Source organism: Paenirhodobacter ferrireducens, assembly GCF_004022265.1.
GTDB classification, from domain to species: Bacteria; Pseudomonadota; Alphaproteobacteria; order Rhodobacterales; family Rhodobacteraceae; genus Rhodobacter; species Rhodobacter ferrireducens.
This window is the reverse complement of the sequence record NZ_SAVB01000007.1, coordinates 41041-65144: the sequence shown is the minus strand read 5'-3', so window position 1 is coordinate 65144 and position 24104 is coordinate 41041. Positions and strand designations below refer to the sequence as shown.

25 protein-coding genes are annotated in these 24104 nt (G+C 67.6%); 8 read left to right on the top strand and 17 right to left on the bottom strand.

Annotation, left to right across the window (positions count from 1 at the left end; genetic code table 11):
* The first annotated feature begins 6 nt into the window (after nt 1–6).
* On the top strand, nt 7–786 hold the full coding sequence (pcaD, locus tag EOW65_RS07070) for a 3-oxoadipate enol-lactonase (protein ID WP_240664560.1): 780 nt from the start codon (nt 7–9) through the stop codon (nt 784–786).
* A gap of 55 nt (nt 787–841) precedes the next feature.
* On the opposite strand, the gene EOW65_RS07065 is transcribed toward pcaD, so the two are convergent.
* The 4 genes from EOW65_RS07065 to EOW65_RS07050 are packed head-to-tail and all read right to left on the bottom strand — an operon-like array spanning nt 842 to nt 3484.
* Entirely contained in the window at nt 842–1558 is a 717-nt protein-coding gene (locus EOW65_RS07065; protein ID WP_128148269.1) for an SDR family NAD(P)-dependent oxidoreductase, read from the bottom strand.
* On the bottom strand, nt 1555–1845 hold the full coding sequence (catC, locus tag EOW65_RS07060; protein ID WP_113900432.1) for a muconolactone Delta-isomerase: 291 nt from the start codon (nt 1843–1845) through the stop codon (nt 1555–1557). Before catC ends, EOW65_RS07065 begins: the two co-directional genes overlap by 4 nt.
* A complete protein-coding gene (locus tag EOW65_RS07055) occupies nt 1846–2151 on the bottom strand; it encodes a YciI family protein (RefSeq protein WP_128148268.1) in 306 nt (101 codons plus the stop codon).
* A 7-nt stretch (nt 2152–2158) separates the two neighbouring features.
* Nucleotides 2159–3484, bottom strand: a complete 1326-nt coding sequence (locus EOW65_RS07050) for a short-chain fatty acid transporter (RefSeq protein ID WP_128148267.1) — start codon at nt 3482–3484, stop codon at nt 2159–2161.
* Between the two features lie 109 nt (nt 3485–3593).
* Between EOW65_RS07050 and EOW65_RS07045 the strand changes: the two genes are divergently transcribed.
* Entirely contained in the window at nt 3594–4496 is a 903-nt protein-coding gene (locus EOW65_RS07045; RefSeq protein ID WP_128148266.1) for a 3-hydroxyacyl-CoA dehydrogenase family protein, read from the top strand.
* A gap of 3 nt (nt 4497–4499) precedes the next feature.
* Complete coding sequence (locus EOW65_RS07040) at nt 4500–5513, top strand: cyclase family protein (RefSeq protein ID WP_128148265.1); 1014 nt, start codon at nt 4500–4502, stop codon at nt 5511–5513.
* 18 nt (nt 5514–5531) lie between these two features.
* On the opposite strand, the gene EOW65_RS07035 is transcribed toward EOW65_RS07040, so the two are convergent.
* The 5 genes from EOW65_RS07035 to EOW65_RS07015 all read right to left on the bottom strand — a co-directional run bounded on the left by EOW65_RS07035 (nt 5532) and on the right by EOW65_RS07015 (nt 10268).
* Nucleotides 5532–6203 (bottom strand): aspartate/glutamate racemase family protein, encoded by a 672-nt coding sequence (locus EOW65_RS07035; protein ID WP_128148264.1) that lies wholly within the window; start codon nt 6201–6203, stop codon nt 5532–5534.
* A 28-nt stretch (nt 6204–6231) separates the two neighbouring features.
* On the bottom strand, nt 6232–7068 hold the full coding sequence (locus tag EOW65_RS07030; RefSeq protein ID WP_128148263.1) for an ABC transporter permease: 837 nt from the start codon (nt 7066–7068) through the stop codon (nt 6232–6234).
* Between the two features lies 1 nt (nt 7069).
* Complete coding sequence (locus tag EOW65_RS07025; protein ID WP_128148262.1) at nt 7070–7924, bottom strand: ABC transporter permease; 855 nt, start codon at nt 7922–7924, stop codon at nt 7070–7072.
* A gap of 74 nt (nt 7925–7998) precedes the next feature.
* Complete coding sequence (locus EOW65_RS07020) at nt 7999–9264, bottom strand: ABC transporter substrate-binding protein (protein ID WP_128148261.1); 1266 nt, start codon at nt 9262–9264, stop codon at nt 7999–8001.
* A gap of 26 nt (nt 9265–9290) precedes the next feature.
* Nucleotides 9291–10268, bottom strand: coding sequence for an ABC transporter ATP-binding protein (locus EOW65_RS07015; protein WP_128148260.1), 978 nt, complete (start codon nt 10266–10268; stop codon nt 9291–9293).
* 230 nt (nt 10269–10498) lie between these two features.
* On the opposite strand from EOW65_RS07015, the gene EOW65_RS07010 reads away from it, so the two are divergent.
* Nucleotides 10499–11182 carry a GntR family transcriptional regulator gene (locus tag EOW65_RS07010; protein WP_128148259.1) on the top strand — a complete coding sequence of 228 codons (684 nt, stop codon included), beginning with the start codon at nt 10499–10501 and terminating at the stop codon, nt 11180–11182.
* A gap of 97 nt (nt 11183–11279) precedes the next feature.
* Nucleotides 11280–12311 (top strand): trans-3-hydroxy-L-proline dehydratase, encoded by a 1032-nt coding sequence (locus EOW65_RS07005; RefSeq protein WP_128148258.1) that lies wholly within the window; start codon nt 11280–11282, stop codon nt 12309–12311.
* A gap of 49 nt (nt 12312–12360) precedes the next feature.
* On the opposite strand, the gene EOW65_RS07000 is transcribed toward EOW65_RS07005, so the two are convergent.
* The 4 genes from EOW65_RS07000 to lhpI form a co-directional block, all read right to left on the bottom strand.
* Nucleotides 12361–13611 carry an NAD(P)/FAD-dependent oxidoreductase gene (locus EOW65_RS07000; RefSeq protein ID WP_128148257.1) on the bottom strand — a complete coding sequence of 417 codons (1251 nt, stop codon included), beginning with the start codon at nt 13609–13611 and terminating at the stop codon, nt 12361–12363.
* A gap of 74 nt (nt 13612–13685) precedes the next feature.
* Nucleotides 13686–14618 carry a 4-hydroxyproline epimerase gene (locus EOW65_RS06995; protein ID WP_128148256.1) on the bottom strand — a complete coding sequence of 311 codons (933 nt, stop codon included), beginning with the start codon at nt 14616–14618 and terminating at the stop codon, nt 13686–13688.
* On the bottom strand, nt 14609–15568 hold the full coding sequence (locus EOW65_RS06990; RefSeq protein ID WP_128148255.1) for a dihydrodipicolinate synthase family protein: 960 nt from the start codon (nt 15566–15568) through the stop codon (nt 14609–14611). The genes EOW65_RS06995 and EOW65_RS06990 overlap by 10 nt, the downstream gene beginning before the upstream one ends.
* Nucleotides 15569–15632: 64 nt before the next feature.
* Complete coding sequence (gene lhpI, locus EOW65_RS06985; protein WP_128148254.1) at nt 15633–17321, bottom strand: cis-3-hydroxy-L-proline dehydratase; 1689 nt, start codon at nt 17319–17321, stop codon at nt 15633–15635.
* A 173-nt stretch (nt 17322–17494) separates the two neighbouring features.
* On the opposite strand from lhpI, the gene EOW65_RS06980 reads away from it, so the two are divergent.
* Both EOW65_RS06980 and EOW65_RS06975 read left to right on the top strand, forming a co-directional pair.
* Nucleotides 17495–18124, top strand: a complete 630-nt coding sequence (locus EOW65_RS06980; protein WP_240664556.1) for a helix-turn-helix domain-containing protein — start codon at nt 17495–17497, stop codon at nt 18122–18124.
* 81 nt (nt 18125–18205) lie between these two features.
* The gene (locus EOW65_RS06975) at nt 18206–19246 is read left to right on the top strand and encodes an Ldh family oxidoreductase (RefSeq protein ID WP_128148253.1); all 1041 of its coding nucleotides are present in this window, start codon (nt 18206–18208) and stop codon (nt 19244–19246) included.
* 93 nt (nt 19247–19339) lie between these two features.
* Here EOW65_RS06975 and EOW65_RS06970 read toward each other — a convergent pair whose 3' ends face one another.
* The 4 genes from EOW65_RS06970 to EOW65_RS06955 all read right to left on the bottom strand — a co-directional run bounded on the left by EOW65_RS06970 (nt 19340) and on the right by EOW65_RS06955 (nt 22271).
* On the bottom strand, nt 19340–20062 hold the full coding sequence (locus EOW65_RS06970; RefSeq protein ID WP_128148252.1) for an amino acid ABC transporter ATP-binding protein: 723 nt from the start codon (nt 20060–20062) through the stop codon (nt 19340–19342).
* A complete protein-coding gene (locus tag EOW65_RS06965; protein WP_121530422.1) occupies nt 20055–20708 on the bottom strand; it encodes an amino acid ABC transporter permease in 654 nt (217 codons plus the stop codon). The genes EOW65_RS06970 and EOW65_RS06965 overlap by 8 nt, the downstream gene beginning before the upstream one ends.
* 13 nt (nt 20709–20721) lie before the next feature.
* Nucleotides 20722–21387 carry an amino acid ABC transporter permease gene (locus EOW65_RS06960; protein ID WP_128148251.1) on the bottom strand — a complete coding sequence of 222 codons (666 nt, stop codon included), beginning with the start codon at nt 21385–21387 and terminating at the stop codon, nt 20722–20724.
* A 77-nt stretch (nt 21388–21464) separates the two neighbouring features.
* Nucleotides 21465–22271 (bottom strand): ABC transporter substrate-binding protein, encoded by an 807-nt coding sequence (locus tag EOW65_RS06955; RefSeq protein WP_128148250.1) that lies wholly within the window; start codon nt 22269–22271, stop codon nt 21465–21467.
* 246 nt (nt 22272–22517) lie between these two features.
* On the opposite strand from EOW65_RS06955, the gene EOW65_RS06950 reads away from it, so the two are divergent.
* Nucleotides 22518–24032 (top strand): aldehyde dehydrogenase (NADP(+)), encoded by a 1515-nt coding sequence (locus EOW65_RS06950; protein WP_128148249.1) that lies wholly within the window; start codon nt 22518–22520, stop codon nt 24030–24032.
* The last annotated feature ends 72 nt before the right edge of the window (nt 24033–24104 follow it).

Here is a 24104-nt window from a genome sequence, read left to right as displayed (position 1 = left end):
ACCCGCTTGCGACACGAGGAGTTCACTGCCCGAGACGGCATCTTTCACGGCTACCGCCCCGCCCTCGGGGACGCCCCGACCCTGGTCTTTGCCAATTCCCTCGGCACCGACCTGCGGGTCTGGGAACGGATCGTGGCGCGGCTGCCCGACAGCTGGGGCGTATTGCGTCATGACAAACGCGGCCACGGGCTGAGTGCGGCGCGCGCGACGCTCAGCATCGAGACCCTGACCGACGATGTGGAAACCCTGCTCGACCAGTACCGGGTCGGGGACTTCGCCGGGGTCGGCCTGTCGGTCGGCGGGCTGGTGATGCAGCGCCTGGCGCTGCGCCGCCCGGCGCAGATGACGCATCTCGTGCTGTCCGATACCGCGGCGAAAATCGGCTCGCCCGAGATCTGGAACCCGCGGATCGAGACCGTGCTGCGCGACGGCATCGCCGCGATCGGCGCGGCGATCCTCGAGCGCTGGTTTGCCCCGGCCTATCGCCAGACCGAGGATTTCGCGCTGTGGCAGGCGATGCTCGAACGCACGCCGGCGGCCGGCTATGCCCAGGTCTGCGCCGCAATCCGCGACGCCGATTATACCGCCGATCTGGCGCGGATCGCCCAGCCGACGCTGGTTCTGGCCGGGGCCGAGGACAGCTCGACTCCGCCGGCGCTGGTCCGGGCCATGGCCGCGGGCATCGCCGGGGCGCGGTTTGTCGAGATCGGGGCTGCGGGCCATCTGCCCTGCGTCGAACAGCCGGAGCGATTCACCGCGGAACTGCTCGGCCATCTGCGGGGCTGACATGCAAAAGCGGGCCCACCGGGCCCGCTTCTCTTCCGGCGCCGGGGCGCGGACATCAGCCCACGGTGACCCCGCCACAGACGAACAGCGTCTGGCCGGTGACGAACCCCGTCTCGGGGGCGCAGAAGAACGAGACCGCATTGGCGACATCCGCCCCCGTCCCCATGCGTTTCACCGGGATGTTCTCGATGATCTCGCGGGTCGGGGCGGCCTCGGGCGGATTGTTGCGCCAGAACGCCTCGGTTCCGATCGGGCCGGGCGCCACGCAATTCACCGTAATGCCGTGCGGCCCCAGCTCCAGTGCCCAGGTCCGGGCCATGGATTGCGCCGCCCCCTTGCTGGCCGAATAGAGCGTGCGCCGCTCCTTGCCCAGCGTCACCCGGCTGGTGTTCATCACGATGCGGCCACCGCCAAGCGCCTTCATCCGCGGCACGAAGGCCTGCGCGCAGAGGATCGAGGGCCGCAGGTTCACATGCATCAGCCGGTCGAAATCCGCCACGGCCACCTGCTCGAGCGCGGCCGGCAGAACGATGCCGACGTTGTTGACGAGGCAGGTGATCTCCTCCTCGGCAGCCAGCCGGGCGCACTGCGCCGCTAGCGCCCCGGCATCACTCAGGTCGATCCTGTCGAAGCGGTGCACCGGCACCGTCGGTTCGGCAATGTCGAGCACCGCCACCCGGAACCCGTCGGCGGCAAGCCGGGCCGCAATCGCGGCGCCGATCCCGCCCGCCCCGCCGGTCACCAGCGCGGTGCGGCGCAGATAGCCGCTCACCGGTCGTCCTCCCGCACCGAGGACGGGTGCCGGCAGAGCGGGGTCACGGCGATGTCCATATGGGGATAGAGCGGCAGCCCGGTCAGCACCTCGTGCAGATGGGCGTTGTCGCGGCAATCGAAGATGCTGACATTCTCGTAAAGCCCTGCCACGCGCCAGATATGGCGCCAGACGCCCTGCTGCTGCAGCGCCTGGGAATAGGCCTTTTCGCGGGCCTTGATCTCGCCCGCCACGGCCGGGTCCATGTCAGCCGGCAGTCGGACGGTCATTGCGACGTGATACAGCATTCAACCCTCTTTCAATGTGTTGCGGCCGTCGAGATAGGCCTTGCGCCAGCGGGTCACGGTGACCCGCTCGAACAGCTTGCCGCGGAAGAACGGGTCGGCCTCGATGAAGGCCTGCGCCTCGTCCCGGCTCTCCACCGCCAGCAGATAGAGCCCGCCGCTCGCGCTTTGCCCGGCATCGTCGAGCTTGGCGCCACAGGCCAGAAGCAGCGCCTTGTTGGCCTCGAGATAGTCGAGATGCTCCGGGCGAAGGCGGCTGCGCAGCTCTGCGCAGCCGGGGGCATCGAAGGTTTCGATCATGTAGGGCATGGCCGGGTCACACTCCCATGAAGCCCCAGATCGCGATGGTTCCCGCAAACACAATGCCAAGGTAGAACAGCACCAGCACCATGTAGCCCATCAGATGCTTCAGCTTCAGCCCGGAGATGGCGAGCGCCGGCAGAAGCCAGAACGGCTGCACCATGTTGGTCCACTGATCGCCGATCTGCACCGCCAGCGCCGTCGCCGGGATCGAGGCGGCCAGCTTTTGCGCCGCATCCATCATCACCGGCCCCTGAATGACCCACTGCCCACCGCCCGACGGCACGAACAGATTGACCAGACCGGCGGAGAAGAAGGACCAGATCGGCAGGGTCTCGGCGCTGGAGATCGAGACGAACCAGTTCGAGAAGGTCACGATCAGGCCCGAGCCCGCAAGGATCGCAAGAATACCGGCATAGAACGGGTACTGGATGATGATCCCGCCGACCACCTTTACCCCGTCGTTCAGCGCCGCGAGAAACCGGCTCGGGGTGACGAACAACGTGATGCCGAGGAACAGGAACAGCAGGTTCACGAAGTTCAGCGTGACGGAGCCGCCCTCGTAGAGATAGAGCCCGACATAGAACAGACCGAACAGGCCCATGCCCACCCCGACGACCCGGGAATGGTTCAGCCGCTCGGCGAAGGTGAGTTCCCGGATCTCGGGTTCGGCGATCGGCAGCACCGGCGCGGGATGCGCCTCGATGATCTCGGCGGGGTTCTTCGGGTGCAGCATGGCGTTGAACAGCGGCAGCGTGACCAGCAAGAACAGGTTCATCGCAATGAGATAGGGCGAGAAGATCGTCTCGCTCAGCGGCACGAGGCCGATCGCGCCCTCAAGGAAGTGACCGGGGGTGTTGATGAGCAGCGGCACCGAGCCCGAGAGCCCCACACCGTAGACGGCAAAGCCCGAATAGCCCGCCGCGATCACCAGCGGATAGTGCAGCCCTGCCACCTTGCGCCCGAGTTTCTGCGCGATCAACGTGCCCAGCACGAGGCCGAAGCCCCAGTTAAGCCAGCTGCCGACGCCACCGAACAGGGTGGCGACAATGATCGCCGCGCGCGGCGTGTGGATGCCCATGACCACAAGGTCCATCAGCTTGTCCACCGCCGGGGTGCGCGCAAGGATGTAGCCCGCCAGCAGGATCACCGTCATCTGCATGGTGAAGCTGAGCAGGTTCCAGAACCCCTCGCCCCAGTAGCGGGTGGCGTCGACGATCCCGGTGCCCTGGGTGAGCATGGCGATCAGAACGGTCAACGCGGTCAGCAGGATCGCCACGACCAGAGGGTCGGGCATGTAGCGGTTCACGACTCGCGTAAAAAAGTTGGCAATCGAGTTCAAAGGTCCCTCCCTTCCGGGCCTCCCGCCCGGATTCGCCTCAATTTATACTTATTGCAAATCATCAGCACTGACTTATATTGTCAACCAATATGATTGAGGGGGGATGGGCATGACCCGGCTGGTCGTCATCGGCGCAGGCATCATGGGAACGCGGATTTGCCGGCATTTTCTGCGCGCCGGGCATCGGTTGGCGCTGCTGGATCCGTCGCCCGACGCCCTTGCAAAAGCGATCGGAAATCTGCGCGCGGAGGGGTTCGACCCGGTCGGCGCCGCGCGGCTGGAGGCGCTGGAGGCGGTCTGGGGCACGGCGGATCTGGTGATCGAGGCAGTGCCCGAAGACCTGGGCCTCAAGCGCGCCGTGATCGCGGAACTGGACAGGGTCTTCCGGCCCGAGACGCTCATCGCCTCGAACACCTCCGGCCTGTGCAGCGCCGATCTGGCCGAGGGCCTGCGCCACCCCGGCCGGTTCCTGATCGCGCATTTCTTCAATCCCGCCGATCTGGTGCCCGCGGTCGAGCTGGTCCCGGGCCCGGCCACCAGGCCCGAAACGCTCGAGCGCGTGGCGGCGCTGCTCACGGCCTCCGGCAAGAAACCCGCGGTGCTGAAGGCCGATGTTCCGGGCTTCATCGCGAACCGGCTGCAGCACGCGATGCTGCGCGAATGCTTTCATCTGCTCGAGCAGGGCGTCGCCGATGCCGAGACCATCGACCTGGTGACCCGCTATTCACTCGGCGTGCGGCTGGCGCTGATCGGTCCGCTGCTGCAACGCGATCTGAACGGGCTCGACACGCATCTGAGCATCGCGCGCTATCTCTACCCCGCACTCGATACCCGGCAGACGCCGCCGGAAGGGCTTGCCGAAAAGGTGCGGGCGGGGCATCTGGGGCGCAAGAGCGGCCGGGGATTCTACGACTGGGACAGCGGCCGGGACGCGCAGCTCGACGCCGTGGAACGGCTGCTGCCCGAGGTCATCGCGCTGGCAGCCAGGGCCGACAGGACAGAGGATATCTGAACCATGCCGCAATGGAAAAACCGCCCCGAAGGCTCGAACTGGGGCGACTTTGGCGCCGATGACCAGCTTGGCACGCTGAATTACATCGGCCCGGCCGAACGGCGCGCCGCGGCGGCCGAGATCCGCGAGGGGCTGGCTTTCTGCCTGTCCCTGCCGCTCGACCTGCCGGGCAAGCTGGTGCTGAACCCGCGCCGCAAGCCGCCCGTTCTGGCTCCGACCTGCCTCGACGAAACGCCTTACATCAATTTTCCGCTGGCCAATCTGGACCCGATCCTGCGCGACGTCATCAGCGACGATCAGGTGCTGCTGTCGACACAATATTCCACGCAATGGGATTCGCTTGCCCATGTCGGTGCACTGTTCGACGCCGATGGCGACGGCGTGGCGGAACGGGTCTATTACAACGGCCACCGCGCCGGGCTCGATGTGCTCGGCGCCGGCGGCGAGGCCGGTCACGGCTGCTATGCGCGCCGCCTTTCGGTCTGCGAGATGGCCAAGACCCCGGTGCAGGGCCGTGGCGTGCTGATTGATTTCGTGCGCCATTACGGCCCGGGGCGCAAGCTCATCGGGCTGGCGGAGATGCAGGAGGTGCTGAAGGCACAGCGGATCGCGCTTTGCCCGGGCGACATCTTGCTGCTGCGCACTGGCTATGCCGAGGCCCTGGTGGAAATGCAGGACGCCCCCGACCCCGAGCGGCTCGACCAGACCGGGGCGGTGCTTGACGGCACAGATGCGGCCTTGCAGGCTTGGATCACCGAAAGCCGCATCGGTGCCATCGCCGCCGACAATTACGCGGTGGAGAACCCGCATTCGGACCCGCAGGCCTGCTGCCTGCGGTTGCCGCTGCATCACCATTGCCTGTTCAAGCTGGGGCTGCCGCTGGCAGAGCTGTGGTATCTGCGCGACCTCGCCCGGGCCCTCGAACCCCGCGGCCGCTCCGCGGTCTTCCTGACCGCGCCACCGCTCTATCTGCCCGGCGCGATCGGCTCTCCGGTGACCCCCGTCGCGACGCTCTGAGGAGGGGCTGCCGAGGTCTCAGGCCGCGTCCCCTGCCCCGGCCCCGACCGTGCGCGCAATCGCCTGACCAAGGTTCGCCGCCGCGGCCACCCCGTCGATCACCGGCAGGTCGGTCAGCGCCGCAAGCGCGCCGCGCAGCCCGCACATGCCCGCGCAGCCAAGCGCGATCGCCCCCGCCCCCTCGGCGCGGGCGGCCTGCATCTCCTCGGCAAGCCGCGCGATCACCGCTGCCCCGCCCTTCTCGACGGCAAGCACCGGCAGCCCGCTTGGCCGCACCGAGACACAGCCGGTCGCAAGCCCGTAGCGGCCAAGGTTATCCTCGAGCACCGGCACCGAGACGGCCAGTGTCGTCACCACCGAGAACCGCCCGGCGACGAGCGCCGCCATGTGATAGGCCGCCTGCCCGATGCCGATCACCGGGCAATGCGCGGCGGCGCGCAACTCGCCGAGCCCGGTATCGTCGAAGCAGGCGATCACCAGCACGTCGGCGCCGGCCGCGCGCGCCGCAGGCAGCATCGCCATCAGCCCCGCCACCGCCTGACGGCCGTGCTCGGGCCCCTCGATCGCCGGCGGTCCGCCGGTGTTGGTCCAGCCGAGGATCTCGGCCTCGGGGGCGGCGGCGCGCGCCGCCTCGACCACCTGCCGCGTCATCGACTCGGTCGAGTTCGGGTTCATGAAGATCAGTTTCATTGCAAGTCGTCCGTTCTGCGCCCGCGCCTCAGCCCGCCTTCGCGAGGCTCGCCATGCGCCGCGCCCGCCGCCGCGCGGTGATCCACACCGCCAGCAGGAAGGCGCCGATGATCAGCAGCGAGAAGGCCGTGGTCAGCGTGCCGAGCGCATAGATCACCGGCTTCGTCACGTTCGTCGTCATCCCGAAGATCTCGAGCGGCAGGGTGTTGTAGCTGCCCGCGGTCAAGAGCGTGCGGGCGAACTCGTCATAGCTGAGCGAGAAGCCGAACAGCGCCACCCCCACCACCGAGGGGAAGATGATCGGCAGCACGACATGGGCGAAGGTCTGCCAGGCACTGGCGCCCTGATCGCGCGCCGCCTCCTCGTAGGAGGGGTTGAAGCGGTTGAAGACGGCGAACATCACCAGCAGGCCGAAGGGCAGCGTCCAGGTCAGCTGCGCGCCGAAGCCCGAGGTCGCCCAGTGCACCTTCAGCCCGAAACGGTCGAAGATCAGCCCGACGCCGAGCGAGACGAGGATCGAGGGGATCACCAGCGAGGCGATGGTCAGGTAAAACAGCGCCGCCGAGCCGCGGAAGCGCTTGCGGAAGGCGAGCCCCGCCATCACCGAGATCACCACGGTCGCCACCATCACCATCAGCCCGAGCGCGAAGGAGCGGCGGAACGAGCCCCAGATGTCGCCCACCGCCTGCTGCTCGAACAGGTTGTGGAACCAATAGGTCGAGACCCCGTTCATCGGGAAGGTCAGCCCGCCCTGCGGCCCCTGGAAGGACAGGATCGCGATGGTGATCGTCGGGCCATAGAGGAAGATCACGAACAGCACGAAGAAAGCGGTGAGCGCGTAGAAGCTGCGCGGACGCGGTTCCATGTCAAAGCTCCTTGCGGATGTTCACGAAGCGCATCAGCGCGCCGATGATCAGAAGGACGACCGCCAGCAGCACGATCGAGGTGGCGGAGGCCGAGGGATATTGCAGCAGCGCGATGTCATTCGAGATCAGCCGCCCGACGTTTGCGGATTGCGAGCCCGACATGAAGCGCACGGTGATGAAATCGCCCATCACCAGCGCCAGCACGAAGATCGTGCCGATCATGATCCCGGGCTTCGAGAGCGGGATGATGACATGGGTCAGGATCTGCCAGCCAGAGGCGCCGTTGTCGCGCGCCGCCTCGACCAGGCTGCGGTCGATGCGCATCATCGTGTTGAAGATGGGCGTGATCATGAACAGCGTGTTCAGGTGTACGAAGGCCAGCACCACCGAGAAATCGGAATAAAGCAGCCACTCGACCGGCGCATCGACGATGCCGAGGCTCATCAGCGCCTGGTTCGCCAGCCCGTTGCGCCCGAGGAAGGGGATCCAGGAGATCATCCGGATGATGTTCGAGGTCAGGAAGGGAATGGTGCACAGCAAAAACAGCACCATCCGCGTCGCCTCGGACCGGATGTGGAAGGCGAGGTAATAGGCCACGGTGAAGCCGATCGCGAGCGTCAGCCCCCAGACCAGCGCGGCATAGACGAAGGTCTTGAAGAACACCTGATAGGTCACCGGCGAGGTCAGCAGGAACTGGTAGTTCTCGAGGCTGAAGGCCGGGATGATCGAGAATTCCGTGGCCTGCCAGAAGCTCACGATGAAGATGGTGAGGATCGGCAGCACCAGAAAGCCCGCCAGCACCGCGGTAAGCGGCGCGGCCAGAAGCCAGCCCTGCAGATTGCGTGAAACCGCCATGACGCGCCCTTCTCCTTGGCCAAATACTCGCGGGGGGGGGGTGCGGGGGGCCGCCGGCCCCCCGCGCAGGGTCGTCACGAGGCGATGAACTCGTTCCACTTGCGAACCATGTACTGGTTCTCGTCCATCACCGAGTTCCAGCACGCGACATGGCCCATGCGCTCGTAGAACGAGCCGCCGTCGCGGCTCTCGCCGGCCTTGGCCATGACCTTGCCGAACGGATCGGCGATGTCCTCGGCCGCGGGCTTGCCCTCGAACCAGTAGCCCCATTCGTTCGCCGTCATGAAGTCCTTCGAGGTCTCCGGCACCGCCGAGTAATAGCCCTGCCGCATCAGGAAGGCGCCGACCCAGCCCGACAGATACCAGTTGATGTACTCATAGGCGGCATCGAGCTGCATCCCGGTCAGCGACTTCGACAGGCCGAGCCCGCCGCCCCAGGCGCGATAGCCTTCCTTCAGCGGCTGGAACACGCAGGGAATGCCGCGCGACTTCACCGCGGTGACGGCCGGCGACCACATCGACTGGATCACCACCTCGCCCGAGGCCATCAGGTTCACCGATTCATCGAAGCTCTTCCAGAAGGCGCGGAACTGGCCAGCCTTCTTCGCCTCGGTGAAGATCGCGATGGTCTGGTCGATCTCGTCGCGGGTCATGTTGCCCTTGTCGCCGTACTTGATCTTGCCCGAGGCCTCGCACACCATCGCCATGTCCATGATCCCGATCGAGGAGATATCGAGGATCGAGGCCTTGCCCTTGAACTCGGGGTTCAGCAGTTCCGCCCAGCTTTCGATCGGACGGCCGATCAGGTCGGGACGGATGCCCAGCGTGTCGGCGTTGTAGATCGTCGGGATCAGCGTCATCCACTGCGTCTGTTCCTTGGCGAAGGCGGTCGAGCCCGGCCCTTCGGCAAAGCCCACGGTGTTCGGCGCGGTGCCCTGCGCGACCACGCTGTCGGGGGTCAGCTTGCCGTCCTTGAAGATCCCGACGATCTTGTCGTAATTCTTGATCTTGGTCGTATCCATCGCCTGCAGGTTGCCGGTCGGCCAGACCTTCTTGCAGATCCAGTATTCGATGTCGGCGATGTCGAAGCTGTCGGGCTGGGTCGCGGCGCGCTGCGTGACGCTGTCGCTGTCGAGCGCGGTCATCTCGAGCGTGAAGCCGAGCTCTTCCTTCACCTTCTGGCCGACCTCGTTCAGGTTCGACACCCCGGTGCCGAACTGGCGCAGGGTGATATTCTTGATCTCCTGCGCCCAGATCATCGGCGCCGGAAGCGCCGAGGCGGCGGCGACGGCGGCGCCCGATTTCAGGATGGAACGGCGCGAGTAACGCATCTTCGACATGGGAAATTCCTCTCTGTTGGGGAGTGTCAGGCTTCGAGGCGGTGCAGCCGCCCCTCGTCCCAGCCAAGGCGCAGCGCCTCGCCCGGGTTGATCGGTTGCGCGAAGAAGGCGGCGTCGGACACCAGCGCGGTGATTTCCTCGCCGCCCTCGATCTTCGCGGTCAGCGCGACGCGGTCGCCCTGATATTCGACGGCCCTCGCGGTGGCGGCGACGCCGCCGCTGGCGACGATGCGCACCTCGTCCGAACGGATCGCGACGCGCGCGCCGTGCCAGTCGAGCACATTGTGCCCGCCCATGAAGCGGGCGACGAATTCGGTGCGCGGCGCGCCCCAGACCTCGCGCGGCGGGCCCGCCTGCTCGATCACCGCGCGGTTCATCACCACGCATTCATCGGCCAGCGCCAGCGCCTCGTCCTGGCCATGGGTGACATGGATGAAGGTGATGCCCAGCTCGCGCTGCAGCCGCTTCAGCTCGGCCCGCATCCGGATCCTGAGGAACGGGTCAAGTGCCGAAAGCGGCTCGTCGAGCAGAAGCACCCGCGGCTCGGTGATGAGGGCACGCGCCAGCGCCACGCGCTGCTGCTGCCCGCCCGAGAGCTGCGCCGGCAGCCGGTCGGCCAGATGCGCCATGTCGACGAGGTCCAGCAGCGCCATCGCCTTCTTGTGCCGCGTCGCCTTGTCGACGCCCTTCATCCGCAGGCTGAAGGCGACGTTGTCGCGCACATTCAGATGCGGGAAGAGCGCATAGTTCTGGAACATCATCGCGGTGCCGCGCTGCGCCGGCGGCAGGTCCGAGATTTCCATGCCGTGCAGCACGATCCCGCCCGAGCTGACGGTTTCGTGCCCCGCGATCATCCGCAGCGTCGAGCTCTTGCCGCAGCCCGAGGGACCGAGCAGGCACACATAGCTCGCCGGCGCGAAGATATGGCTGATGTCGTCGACGGCGACGGTGTCGCCATAGCGCTTCGTCAGATGCACGAGTTCGAGATCGCCCTGAGTTCTCATCTTCGCTCCTGTCGGCTCAACTGCGCCCACCCTGCGGCGGCCGGTCAGTCAGACGGGAACGGATTCGATCCGATGACAGGAGCAAAACACGATCTGCGCATATTTTATGCAGAAGATGATACGAATTGCACGATATCCGGCACATTATCGTATACAATCTTGTGTTCAAAGCTCACCCCCTTGCCCCGAAGCCGCCCGCCCCCCAAGAATCGCAGGGAAGGAGACCCCCCATGGACTTGCCGAGCCGAGACACCAGTTCCGAGACCATCGCCGAGGACATCGCGCTGGCGATTCACGAGCATCGCCTGCCGCCGGGCTCGAAACTGTCGGAAGACGAGGTCGGCGAGATCTTCGGCGTCTCGCGCACCGTGGTGCGTGCGGCGCTGCAACGGCTGGCGCATGACCGGCTGGTCGAGTTGCGGCGCAACCGCGGCGCCTTCGTCGCGCAGCCGAGCCTGCGCGAGGCGCGCGAGGTGTTCGAGGCCCGCGCCCTGCTCGAACCGCGCACCGCGCGCTCGGCGGCCGAACGGATCACCGAGGCCGATCTGGCCCTGCTGCAGCGCCATATCGACGCCGAGCATGCCGCGCTCGCCGAAGGCGAGGCCGGCCGCGCGCTCTACCTCTCGGGCAAGTTCCACATCGAGATCGCCCGCATCGCCGATCAGGACACGATCGCCGAGTTCATCACCCAACTCGTGGCGCGCTCGTCGCTGATCATCGCCGTCTACTGGCAGCGCCGCGGCGCGCTGTGCGAACGCCACGCCCATCACGCGCTGATGCGCGCGCTGGCCGCCCATGACGGCCCCTTGGCCGAGGAGCTGATGAAGAGCCACCTGCTCGATCTGCTCTCCTCGCTCGACCTGCGCAGCCGCGTGGCCGTCCCCTCGAGCCTGCGCGAGGCGCTTGGCGGCTGAGCCGCGCCCATGGCATTTCCTGCCGTTCCCGGCTACTTCGGGGAGGTGCCGGACGCGGCGGGATCAACGCCCCCGGACGCCAGCAGCGGAGAGGAAGATGCGCAGCACAAAGGTCATCCACGTCGTCTCGTGCCATGCCGAGGGTGAGGTCGGCGATGTCATCGTCGGCGGCGTCGCCCCGCCGCCCGGCAACACCGTGTGGGAACAGCGGGCCTGGATCGCGCAGGATCAGGGTCTGCGCAATTTCATGCTGAACGAGCCGCGCGGCGGCGTCTTCCGGCACGTCAACCTGCTGGTGCCGCCGCGCGCCCCCGAGGCACAGGCCGCCTGGATCATCATGGAACCCGAGGACACGCCGCCGATGTCGGGCTCGAACTCGATCTGCGTCTCGACGGTGCTGCTCGACAGCGGCATCATCGCGATGCAGGAGCCGGTGACCGAGATGGTGCTCGAGGCGCCGGGCGGGCTCGTCCGGGTGCGGGCCGATTGCGCGAACGGCAAGGCCGAGCGCATCCATGTCGAGAACCTGCCCTCGTTTGCCACCCGGCTCGGCGTGCCGCTCGAGGTGCCGGGGCTTGGCACCATCACCGTCGACACCGCCTTCGGTGGCGACAGCTTCGTGGTGGTCGACCCGGTGGCGCTTGGCGTCACGCTGAGCGTCGAGCATGCCCGCGAGATCGCGGAACTCGGCATCCGCATCACCAATGCCGCCAATGCCCGCTATCGCTTCGAGCATCCCGAGAAGCCCGACTGGGCGCACCATTCCTTCTGCCTCTTCGCCGGCCCGATCACCCGCGAGGGCAACCGGCTCAGCGCGCAATCGGTGGTGGCGATCCAGCCCGGCAAGCTCGACCGCTCGCCCACCGGCACCGCGGTCTCGGCGCGCATGGCGATCCTGCACGCGCGCGGCGAGATGGGACCCGAGGACCGCTTCACCGGGATCTCGATCATCGGTTCGCAATTCGAGGGCCGCATCCTCGGCACCGCCCAGGTGGGCGATGTGGCGGCGATCCGGCCCGAGATCAGCGGCCGCGCCTGGATCACCGGCACGCATCAGCACATGCTCGACCCCGCCGATCCCTGGCCCGAGGGCTACCGGATCTCGGACACCTGGCCGCGCCTGTTCTGAGGCACCGGGCCGGGGCGCAGCTGCGTCCCGGCCCGGTCTTTTCAGCGCCTCAGAACCGCTCGGCCGCGAACGGGGCAAGCGAGATCGCCGGCGCGCGCCGCGCGACCAGCGCCGCCACCAGTTCCGCCGTGCCCGCCGATTGCGTCAGGCCGAGATGGCCGTGGCCGAAAGCATAGACCACCCGGTCCGACTTCGGCGAACGGCCGATCACCGGCAGGCTGTCGGGCAGCGAGGGGCGGAAGCCCATCCATTGCGTGCCGCCCGTCGGGTCGAAGCCCGGCAGGAACTCGACCGTCTTGCGCACCAGCAACTCGGCGCGGCGATAGTTCGGCGGCAGGTTCAGACCGCCGAGTTCGACCGCCCCGCCGACCCGCAGCCCCTCGCCGATCTTGCTGACCACGAAACCGTGGTTCGAGAAGGTCAGATGGGTGCGCAGGTCGAAGCTCGCGGTCGGGAAGGTGGTGTTGTAGCCGCGCTCGGTATCGAGCGGGATCCGGTCGCCCAGCGTCCGCGCCAGCCGGTGCGACCAGGCGCCGGCGGCAATCACCACCTGCGCTGCGCGCCGCACACCCGCGCTTGTCGCCACCTCGACCCCCGCCGCACCCGGCGTCACCGACTGCACCTCGGCCGTCTCGATCACGCCGCCCGCCTCGGTGAAGGCGCGGGCCAGATGCTCGGTCCAGAGCGCGGGATCGACGGTGTTCATCCAGGTCGGCGTGTAGCCGCCATGGGTGAAGCGCGGGCTTAGCCCGGGCTGGATCTCGGCCAGCGCGCCGGCGCTCTCGAGCAGGCGGAATTCGATGCCGTGGCGGCGGCGCTGCTCCCAGGCCGGCAGCGACGCCTCGAACTGGGCGCGGCCCTCATAGACCTGCATCTGCCCCTCGCGCCGCATCAGCGGCTCGCCCGAGACGCGGCCGATCAGCCGCTCGAGCGCCTGCGACGAAAGCTGCATCATCGCGGATTGCGCCGCCACCGCCGCCTCGTAGCGCGACTTCGAGGTGGCGCGCCAGAAATGCAGCATCCAGGGCAGGATCTGCAGCGCATAGGCCGGGCGCAGCGACAGGGGCCCGAGCGGATCAAGCAGCCATTTCGGTGCCTTGCGCATGATGCCCGGGGTGGCAAGCGGTTCGACCTCGGCAAAGGCAAAGGCGCCGGCATTGCCGCGCGAGGTCTCGGCCGCGACCCCCTTGCGGTCAAGGAGGCGCACCTTGTGCCCCTCGCCCACCAGCGCAAGCGCGGCGGCGACCCCGACGATCCCCGCGCCGATGACCAGAATTTCAGTGTTTTCGGACTGCCCCATCTCGGACCTCGATCATGCTCGCAGCTGCAAAAAGGAACGCCGCCCGGCACCACAGGGGTGCCGGGCGGCCGGGATCACAGGACGATCCCGTTTCGGAAGGGATCCTCGGGCAGGAAGATCAGCGTGCTTTCCGCCATCACATAGGCCTGGCCGGTGATCGAGGGGATCACCCCTCCCGTCGGCCCCTTGGCGTAGGACAGCCGGTAGCTGCTGCCGATGGTGCTTTCCTGCACGATCTCCTCGCCCTCGGCGAGCAGGCCGCGCGCGGCAAGGCACGACAGCCGCGCCGAGCTGCCGGTGCCGCAGGGCGAACGGTCGTAATCGTCGTCCGGGCACAGCACGAAGTTGCGGCTGTGGCCCTCCGCCGTCTCGGCCGGGCCGTAGAAGATGACGTGGTCGATCAGCATCCCCTCGCCGCAGCCGACGCCGCGCGCGCGCAGCGCCTCGCGCACCGCCACCGTCACCTCGGTGAGCTGGCGGATGTTCGAGGAGGCCACCGGGACCGGGCTCGGATCGACGATGAAGAAGCAGTTGCCGCCATAGGCGACATCGCCCGTCACCGTGCCGATGCCCGGCACCTCGACCGAGACATCGGCCTCGACGCGGCGGCTTTCGATGTTCGTCACCTTGACCGTGTTCGCATCCTTGACGTCGACGGTCACCACGCCCACCGGGGTCTCGATCCGGCTTTCGCCAAGGCCGATGCGCCCCATGTAGAACAGCGTCACCGCCAGACCGATGGTGCCGTGGCCGCACATGCCCAGCACCGCCTCGGCGTCGAAGTAGATCACCCCGGTGACGCAGGTCGGATCGACCGGCGGCACCAGCAGCGCACAGACCATCGCCGCCTGCCCGCGCGGCTCGAGGATGACCGAGCGGAAGAAATCGCGGTGCTCGGTCGCGAGCCGGCGCGCGCGCTCGGCCAGCGGCCCGGACCCGAGGTCCGGAGCGCCGTCGAGGATCACCCGGGTGGGCTCGCCCCCGGTGTGACTGTCGATCACATGCATTCGGCGATCACCCCGCCCTGCTTCGACCAGTTCGCGAACCAGCGGTTGAACTGGTGGAACTGCGCCTCGCAGAATTTCGCCTGCGACGGCGACAGCGCGTCGGTCTCGTTGATGTTCAGTTCGTACTCCTTCTCGCCCTTCAGCACCATCAGATGCTTGAAGTAGAGCACGAGATCGACGCCCTCGTCGAACTTCGCCAGCACCGAGAAAGCCTCGGCCAGTTCACGGGCGCGCAGATCGGCCTCGGGGCAGCCCTCGGCGGCACGGCGCGACAGCGCGACCTGCAGCAGCGCTTCCTTCGGGAAGATCGTGCCGATGCCGGTGATCGCACCGACCGCACCGCATTTGGCGAAGCCGTGATAGACCTCGGTGTCGACGCCGACCATCAGGATCACCTCGTCATCTTGCGAGGTGATGTGCTCGGCCGCATAGCTCAGATCCGCCTTGCCGCCGAATTCCTTGAAGCCGATCAGGTTCTTGTGCTCGGCGCGCAGGGCGAAGAACAGATCCGCCTTGGTCGAGTAGCCATAGTAGGGGCTGTTGTAGATGATCGCCGGCACATCCGGGGCGGCCTCGAGGATCGCCTTGAAGTGGTTGCGCTGCGCCGCGACCGAGAGGCCACGCGACAGCACCCGCGGGATCACCATCAGACCGGCGGCGCCGACCTTCTGGGCGTGGGCGGCATGCGCCACGGCCGATTTGGTGTTGATCGCGCCGGTGCCGACGACGACCGGCACGCCGGCCTTGGTCAGCCGCTCGACGCCTTCCATGCGCTGTTCGTCGGTCAGCAGCGGCCAGTCACCGCAGGACCCGCAATAGACCACGCCGGACATGCCGGCCTCCATCATTTCGGTGCCCTTGCGCACCAGCGCGTCGAAGTCGGGCGCGCGGTCGGGGGTGCAGGGGGTGAGCAGCGCCGGGATGGTGCCGAGGAAGACGTCTTTCTTCATGGGAAGCTCCTTTGAATGGTCGTGAGGTCGGGATCGGCGCGCCGCCAGGCGCAGCGCCCGGGTGTCAGCGCGCGCCGCCGGAAATCCAGGCGGGCGGGGTTGCGGGGGCAAGGCCGCTGCGGGCGGCCTCGGCGCAATGGGAGCGCGGGCCGAAGCGGACGGCACGATTGCTCAGCCCCGGCGCGTAATGGGCGTATTTGCCCGAATTGGTCATCAGCACCTGTGCCTCGGGCGGGAACACCGGCTCCGAGATCGAGCACCAGCACAGATCGGGCACGATCCGCACCCCCGCCGCCTCGAGCGCCGCCTTCACCCCGTTTGCCGCGATGGTGGCAAGCGTGGCGCGGCCGAGGGTGACGATGGCGGTGACGCCCGGCGCGACGCGGGTGCCCGCCATCAGCGCGGCGAAGGCCGCACATTCGGCGGCCGAGAAATGCGGGCTGCCAAGCGCCACAAGGTCGATCTTCTCGCCGCCCGCGTTGAACTCGCGCCACAGCCGGGCGAAATCCTCGGGCCCGATCGAGACGACATCGGCGTCCGGTGCGGGCGACAGATCCGCCTCGGGCGTGTGACCCGCCACATGCAGCATCGGCGCGGCCGAGGTGGTGCCATAGGCCGCACAGAGCGCCTTGAGGTCATCCTCGCCCGGGCGCGCGTCCTCGAGCCCGCGGATCAGCGGGATCCGGTCGGGCGCGGCCTGCCCGACGAGCCAGCCGAGCATCGGCCAGAAGGCATCGTCGGCGCCCGCGGGCATCGTCACCTCGATGATCCGGCGCGGCGCGCGGTTCTCCGTGAGATAGACCCCGGCGCGCGCGGTGCGGCCGGTGAGCGCGATGCACAGATCCATGAAATCGGCGTGTTTCACCGTGCGCGCGCCCAGCACGCTGTTGGCATAGATGACCGCATTGCTTTCGGCCCAGGCGATGTCCTCGCCCTTGGCCGGACGATCCTCGAGCAGATAGGGCGCACAGGTGAAGCTCGGCCGGGCGCCCATCTCGACATAGGCATCGGCAAGCCCCGCGGCGCCCGCGCCGAAGGCCGGATCGACGCCTTGCTTGCGCCAGTTCGCATGATCGACCGAGATCGCATTCATCGTCGTCGGCACCCGCACCCGGGCGCCCTTGTCGGCCATCGCCCGCGCAAAGGTCAGGAAGGCGGGGCTTGCATAGATGCAGCCGTCGATATGCACGCGGCTGACGTCGGTCAGGCGGGTCGCGCCCTGCGCCGTGGCCATGGTGACGATGATCTCCATCGCCAGACGCGCGGCCTCGCCCGCCTCGCCCGCCAGCATCGCACGGTCGGCGGCGCTCAGCTCGATCTCCCCGCCCCCGGCCGGAACCAGCGGCCACAGGTGGTCGCCCGCGCGCAGATGCGCCGCGGTGATCTCTGCCACCGGCTCGCGGGCAAGCGCATCATATTCCTCGGCCGTGAGCCGCAGCACGGCGATGTCATGGTCGAACAGACGCCCCGCGACCAGCGCGCCAAGGGTCAGAATGTCCTCGCCCTCGCGGAAGATCAGCGCGCGCGGCGCGGTGCCGGCGAAGGCAAGGCCGAGCAGCACGCCGCTGCCGGTGCACGAGCCGCGGCTGGTCGGCATCATCACGATGCGGCCGGCCAGCGACTGGCCATGCTGCGGGTGATGGGCATCGATGATCCGGCTGCTCTGCGGGTGCACACCGCCCCAGACGCTCAGCCCCTCGTCGCACACGAGGATCGGCCCTTCCACCGAAGCGGACACGATCACGGTCGCCATGACTCACCCCTCCGCAGACCAAAAATCCAGCAAGTCGAGCACCCTGCTCCATTCCGGACCGGCACGGCCGACTTTTGGATACCTTTTCCGTTTCGCTGACTGCTAATGTTGCAATCAGCGCAAAAATATGCTTAAACGATCACAACTGGTAAGAAAAGAAAAATATGGCACAAATGGAAAAATCCCCCGGAGATGAGGCCGAGGGCGACGATTGGGAAGCCGAAAGGCTGCAGCTGCGCTCGGAACTGGGCAGCCGGATGAAGGCGGTGCGCCAGGCCTGCGGTTTCACCCTCGAAGTCGCGGCGCAACGCACCGGGCTTGCGCTCTCGACCATCCACAAGATCGAGAACGGCCGGGTTTCGCCGAGCTATGAGAACCTGGTGCGAATCGCCCGCGCCTACGACATCGGCATGGAACGGCTGTTCTCCTCGGATCACGAGGCGCAGCAGACGACGCGGATGACCGTCACCCGCGCCGGCCATGGCCGCAAGGTGCGCTCGCGCAACTTCGAATACGAGGTGCTGTGCAACGCGCTGGCCGAGAAGAAGATCATCCCGCTCGTGACCATCGTCGAGCAGCGCGCGCCGCTGCGCCCCGAGGAACTCGAATCGCATGACGGCGAGGAGACGCTCTACGTCATCTCGGGCCGCATCGAGCTGGTGGTCGAGCATTACGAGCCCGTCATCCTCGAACCCGGCGACTGCGCCTATTTCGACAGCACGCTGAAGCATGGCCTGCGCTCGGTCGCCGACGAGGAGGCCAAGATCTTCTGGGCCTGCACCTACGTCGACGTCGACAAATAGGGCCCCCGCCCCCCCCCTGATGCCCCCGGGAGCCTGCGGCCCCCGGCCCCAGACTGCCCAGACTGCAAGGAGACTGCCCCGATGACCGACCCGACCCCGATTTCCTTCGACGCGCTGCGCGCGCGCGTGCAGAGCATTTTCGAGACCTGCGGCGTGCGCCCCGAAAGCGCCGCGGCGGTCGCGCAGGTGATCGTCGCGGGCGAGCGCGATGCGTGCAAGTCGCACGGGATCTACCGGCTCGAGGGCTGCCTGCGCGTGCTCGCCGCGGGCAAGGTCGATCCGCAGGCAGTGCCGCAGATCCATGACGCGGGCCGCGCGGTGATCGAGGTCGACGCCGGCGGCGGCTTCTCGAACCCGGCCTTCTATGCCGCCAAGGACCTGCTTGCCGCGCGGGCGAAGGAGATGGGCCTTGCCGCGCTGGTGATCCGCGACTGCCTGCATTTCTCGGCGCTGTGGCACGATGTCGAGGCGCTGGCCGCCGACGGGCTTGCCGCGCTCTCGATGTGCCCGAGCTATGCCTTCGTGGCGCCCGCGGGCGGGCGCGAGCCGCTTCTGGGCACCAACCCGATCGCCTTCGGCTGGCCGCGGGCGGGCGCGACGCCCTATGTCTTCGACTTCGCGACGAGCGTCGCGGCGCGCGGCGAGATCGAGCTGCACCGCCGCGCCGGCACGCCGATCCCCGAGGGCTGGGCCGTCGACCGCGAGGGCAAGCCCACGACCGACCCCGAGGCGGCGCTTGCGGGTGCGATGCTGACCTTCGGCGCGCACAAGGGCTCGGCGATCTCGACCATGGTCGAGCTGCTCTCGGGCGCGATGCTGGGCGAGTTCATGAGCCGCGAGGCGCTGGATTTCATGGGCGGTTCGGCGGCGCTGCTGCCGCGCCACGGCGCGCTGGTGCTGGCGCTCGATCCGCAGGTCTTCGCCGCGCGCAGCGGCCGCAACCCGATCGCCGAGGGCGAGAAGCTGCTCACCGCGATCGGCGCGCAGGGCGCCCGCCTGCCCTCCGAGCGCCGCTTCGCCGCCCGCGCGAAGGCGCTGCGCGACGGTATCCCGCTGAGCGCGGCGGAACTTGCGCAGCTCGAGCGCTTCGAGCGCCTCGGCCTCGCCGCCCTCGACGCCTGAGGCGTCGACCAGACATGAAAAAGGCGCGGGCTTCGGCCCGCGCCTTTTGTCATTCCGGGATGCCCGGCGGCCGGAAGCCACCGGGGCGGGATCTCAGCGAACGCTCGCCAGGAACTTGCGCGTCTCGGGGTGCTGCGGATCGTTGAACAGCTGATCCGGCGCGCCGATCTCGGCCATGATTCCCTTGTGAAAATAGGCCACCCGGTCCGACACGTCGCGCGCGAAGGCCATCTCGTGGGTGACGCAGATCATCGTCATCCCTTCCTCGGCCAGCATCTTCAGCGTCTCGAGCACCTCGCCCACCAGCTGCGGGTCAAGCGCCGAGGTGACCTCGTCGAACAGCATGTAATCGGGCGACATGGCAAGCGCGCGGGCAATCGCCATGCGCTGCTGCTGGCCGCCCGACAGCCGCGTCGGATAGGTCGAGAGCTTCTCGCCCAGACCGACGTGCTTGAGCTGCTTCTCGGCGATCGCCTCGGCCTCGGCCTTGCCGATGCCCAGCACCTTGCGCGGCGCGAGGGTGACGTTTTCCAGCACGGTCAGATGCGGGAAGGCGTTCCACTGCTGGAACACGATGCCGATCTTCTGGCGCAGCTTGTTCAGGTTGGTCGTCTTCGCGTGCACCTCGGTACCGTCGACAAGGATCTTGCCCTTGTCGATCGGCTCGAGCCCGTTGATGCAGGTCAGCAGCGTCGATTTCCCCGAGCCGGAGCCGCCGATCACGGTGACCACCTCGCCCTTCTGCACGGTCAGGTCGATGCCCTTGAGAACCTCGAGCTGGCCAAAGGACTTGTGGACGTTCTGGATCTCAATCATTGGACCACCTTTTTTCGAGATACCCGCCGAACCGCGCAAGCGGGAAGCTGATGATGAAGTAGAAGGCGCCGCAGATCAGGAGCAGGAACAGCGGCTCCTGCAGGCGCGTGATGAGGATCTGGGTCGATTTCAGCAGCTCGGTGACCTGCACGACATAGACGAGCGCCGAGTCCTTCATCACCCCGAGCGCGAGGCCGATCCAGGACGGCAGCGCGATCCGCGTGGCGAGCGGCAGCACGATATAGCGCATGTCCTGCAGCCAGCTCATGCCGAGCGAGCGCGCCGCGCGGCGGGTGGTGGCGGGCACGGCATGGATGCCGCCGCGCACGATCTCGGTGCAATAGGCCGCGGTATAGAGCGACAGCACCATGCAGGCGACGGTCAGCCCCGAGATATGCAGCCGCAGCACCATGCCGACGAAGGCATTGGCCAGCACCAGCTGGATCAGCAGCGGCACCGAACGGAAGATATCGAGCACGAAGGTCACCGGCGCGAACCAGATCGGGCCGAGCTGGCCGCGCAGCACGCCGAAGACGATGCCAAGGAGGGTGCCGATGAAGACCGAGATCGCGGTGACGAGGATGGTCATCCCCGCGCCCTTGGCGAGGAAGATCAGATCGGCCGAGGTGAGGGCGGTATGAAACATGATCGGTCCTCCCTCAGTACCGGAACAGGCGCGACGCGATCAGACGCGCGCCGAGCGTGATGATCTTGGTGATGATGTAGAAGATCACCGCCGCGATCGCGAAAAGCTCGAAGGTGCGGAAGGTCAGCGCGTTCAGATCCTGGGTGACGCCGTAGAGGTCGGAGTTCATCCCCACGGTGACGCCGAGCGAGGTCATCAGCACCGCCCAGACCATCTGGTTGGTCATCGGCAGGAAGGCGATGCGCAGCATCTGCGGCAGGATGATGTAGCGGAAGGCCTGCAGCTGCGACATGCCGAGCGAGCGGCCGGCACGGGTCTGCGTGTCGGGAATGGCCTTGAGCGCGCCGCGGAAATTCTCGGCAAGGTAGCCGGCATTGTTGAAGGTGATGCCGATCAGCAGCGAGGTGAAGGGGCTGAAGTGGATGCCGAAGCTCGCCACGCCGAAATGCGCCATGTAGATCTGGAACAGCGCCGGCGTGTTGCGGGCGATCTCGACCCAGGTGGTCGCGATGGCCTTGAGCGGGCGCGAGCCGGACAGGCGCAGCAGCGTGAGAAGGACGGCGAGCGCGATGCCGATCAGCATCGACAGCACCGCCACTTCCATCGTCACCGCCGCACCGTCCAGCATTTTCGGAAGCCGGGCAAGCGCCTGGTTCCATTGGAAGGTGTAACCGAACATTGCAGGGTCCTGCCTGTTGGGGAGCGAAAGGAAAGACGGCGCGGAAGGCCCGCGCCGCCGTTATTTCCCGTGTCCGCTCAGCGGTAGGCGTTCGGAACGGTCAGCGAGGGCAGCGCGCCGCCAACCCACTTCTCGTAGAGGTCCGCATAGCGGCCGGTGCGGACCTGCTGGTTCACGAAGAGGTTCAGATAGTTGATCAGCCCGTATTCGTCGCGGTTGGTGAACAGCGCGACATAGTCGGTGTCGAACGGCGCCTTGCCGACGACCGAGATCCCCGGGAAGTTGCCGGTCTTCACGTTCGCCATCGCCACGGTCGAGGTCGAGACGGTCGCGTCGATCTGGCCCTGGCTCAGCGCGAGGAAGACGTCAGCCTGGGTCTGGTAGGGACGGAACTCGCCCGTGCCCCATTCCTGCACCTGCTTCTCGAGCGCGATCGCCTCGAAGGTGCCGGCGGTGGCGCCGACGGTGTGGCCCTTCATGTCGTCGAAGGACTTGATGCCCGACTTTTCATTCGCGGTCACCGCCATCTCGAAGGCGAAGTAGGGGACCGAGAAGCCGACGGTCTTCGCACGCTCGAGCGTGTCCGAGGTCGAGGCGACGCCGACGTCGACGCGGCCCGACATCAGCGCGGGGATGCGCTCGGGGAACGGCGTCTCGACGATCTCGGCCTTCACGCCGAGCGCCTTGGCGAGGTCGTTGCAATAGTCGACGTCGAAGCCGATCGGCTCGTTGTTGGCGTCGCGCATGCCCATCGGCGGGAAGTCGAGCACGACCGCGCAGCGCAGCGTGCCCGAGGCGATGATGTCGTCGAGCTTGTCAGCCTGGGCCGTACCGGCAAAGCCGGTCGCGGCGACCAGTGCGGCGGCAAGGGTGATCATTTTCATTGGTTGGGAACCCCTCTGTTGATTCTGGAGTCAAGATGAAGCGTTTTTCTCTTTCTTGCAAGAAATTTTCATATAAGAAAAATACTGGTGTATCGGGAAAATTTTGACTATGAGCAGCCCAAGCGTAATCGCTTGAATTCATGCGCTTGGAACCCGACGCTTGCGGCGTTTTCCGCGCCGACCTGTCGCCGTGACGCCCCCGTCGCGGGCCCGCCCCGTCCGACGCCCCACCTGAAAGGACACGCAATGACCTTCACCCCCCATGGCAAGCACCTGATCGCCGGTGAGTGGATCGGCACCGAGGAGACCTTCCTCTCCGCCCCCGCCCATGGCACCGCGCACGCCTTCTCCGTCGGTTCACCCGAGCTGGTCGACGCCGCCGCCCGCGCCGCGGAAGAGGCGTTCTGGACCTATGGCTATACCACCCGCGCCGAGCGCGCCGCCTTCCTGAATGCCATCGCCGACGAGATCGAGGCCCGCGCCGAGGCGATCACCGAGATCGGCACCTCCGAGACCGGCCTGCCCGTCGCCCGCCTGCAGGGCGAGCGCGGCCGCACCACCGGCCAGCTGCGGCTCTTCGCCGAGCACATCCTGAACGGCGCCTATCTCGACCGCCGTCACGACGTGGCGCTCCCTGACCGCGCCCCCCTGCCCCGCCCGGACCTGCGCATGATGCAGCGTCCGATCGGCCCGGTCGCGGTCTTCGGCGCCTCGAACTTCCCGCTCGCCTTCTCGACCGCGGGCGGCGACACCGCAGCCGCGCTTGCCGCCGGCTGCCCGGTGGTGGTGAAGGGCCATGGCGCCCACCCCGGCACCGGCGAGATCGTCGCCGAGGCGATCCATGCCGCGATCGAGAAATGCGGCATGCCGAAGGGCGTGTTCTCGCTGGTGCAGGGCGGCAACCGTCGCGTCGGCGAGGCGCTGGTGCAGCATCCCCTCATCAAGGCGGTGGGCTTCACCGGCTCGCTCGGCGGTGGCCGCGCCCTCTTCGACCTCTGCGCGCAGCGCCCCGAGCCGATCCCCTTCTTCGGCGAGCTCGGCGCGGTCAACCCGATGTTCATGCTGCCGCAGGCGATCGCGCGGCGCGGGGCCGAGCTCGGCCGGGGCTGGGCGGGCTCGCTCGCCATGGGCGCGGGCCAGTTCTGCACCAACCCGGGCATCGCGGTGGTGATCGCCGGGCCCGAGGCCGATGCCTTCGTCGAGGCCGCCCGCGCGGCGCTGTCCGAGACCGGCGCGCAGGTGATGCTGACCGACGGCATCGCGCAGGCCTATTCCAAGGGCGCGGCGGTGATCGGCGAACAGGCCGGCGTGCAGACGCTCATCACCTCGATGTGCGACCGGCGCGAGGCGAAACCCTTCCTGTTCCGCGTCGCGGCCGAGGACTGGCTGGGCAATCACGCGCTGTCCGAAGAGGTGTTCGGGCCGCTCGGCCTTGTGGTCGTGGCGCGCGATGCCGACGAGATGGACCGCGTGGCGCGCAGCTTCGTCGGCCAGCTGACCACCACGCTGCACATGGATGACGACGACGCCGCCCTCGCCCGCAGGCTGCTGCCGGTGCTCGAGCGGATGGCGGGCCGGGTGCTGGCGAACGGCTTCCCGACCGGCGTCGAGGTCTGCGATGCGATGGTCCACGGCGGACCCTACCCGGCCTCGACCAACTTCGGCGCGACCTCGGTCGGCACGCTGTCGATCCGCCGCTTCCTGCGGCCGGTGTGCTATCAGAACCTGCCCGCGGCGATCCTGCCCGCCGATCTGGCCTGATCTCCGCGCCTGCGGCCCTGATCAGGGCCGCAGGCCGTGCCTCTTGCCCCGGCGACCCGCGCCCGTCTATAG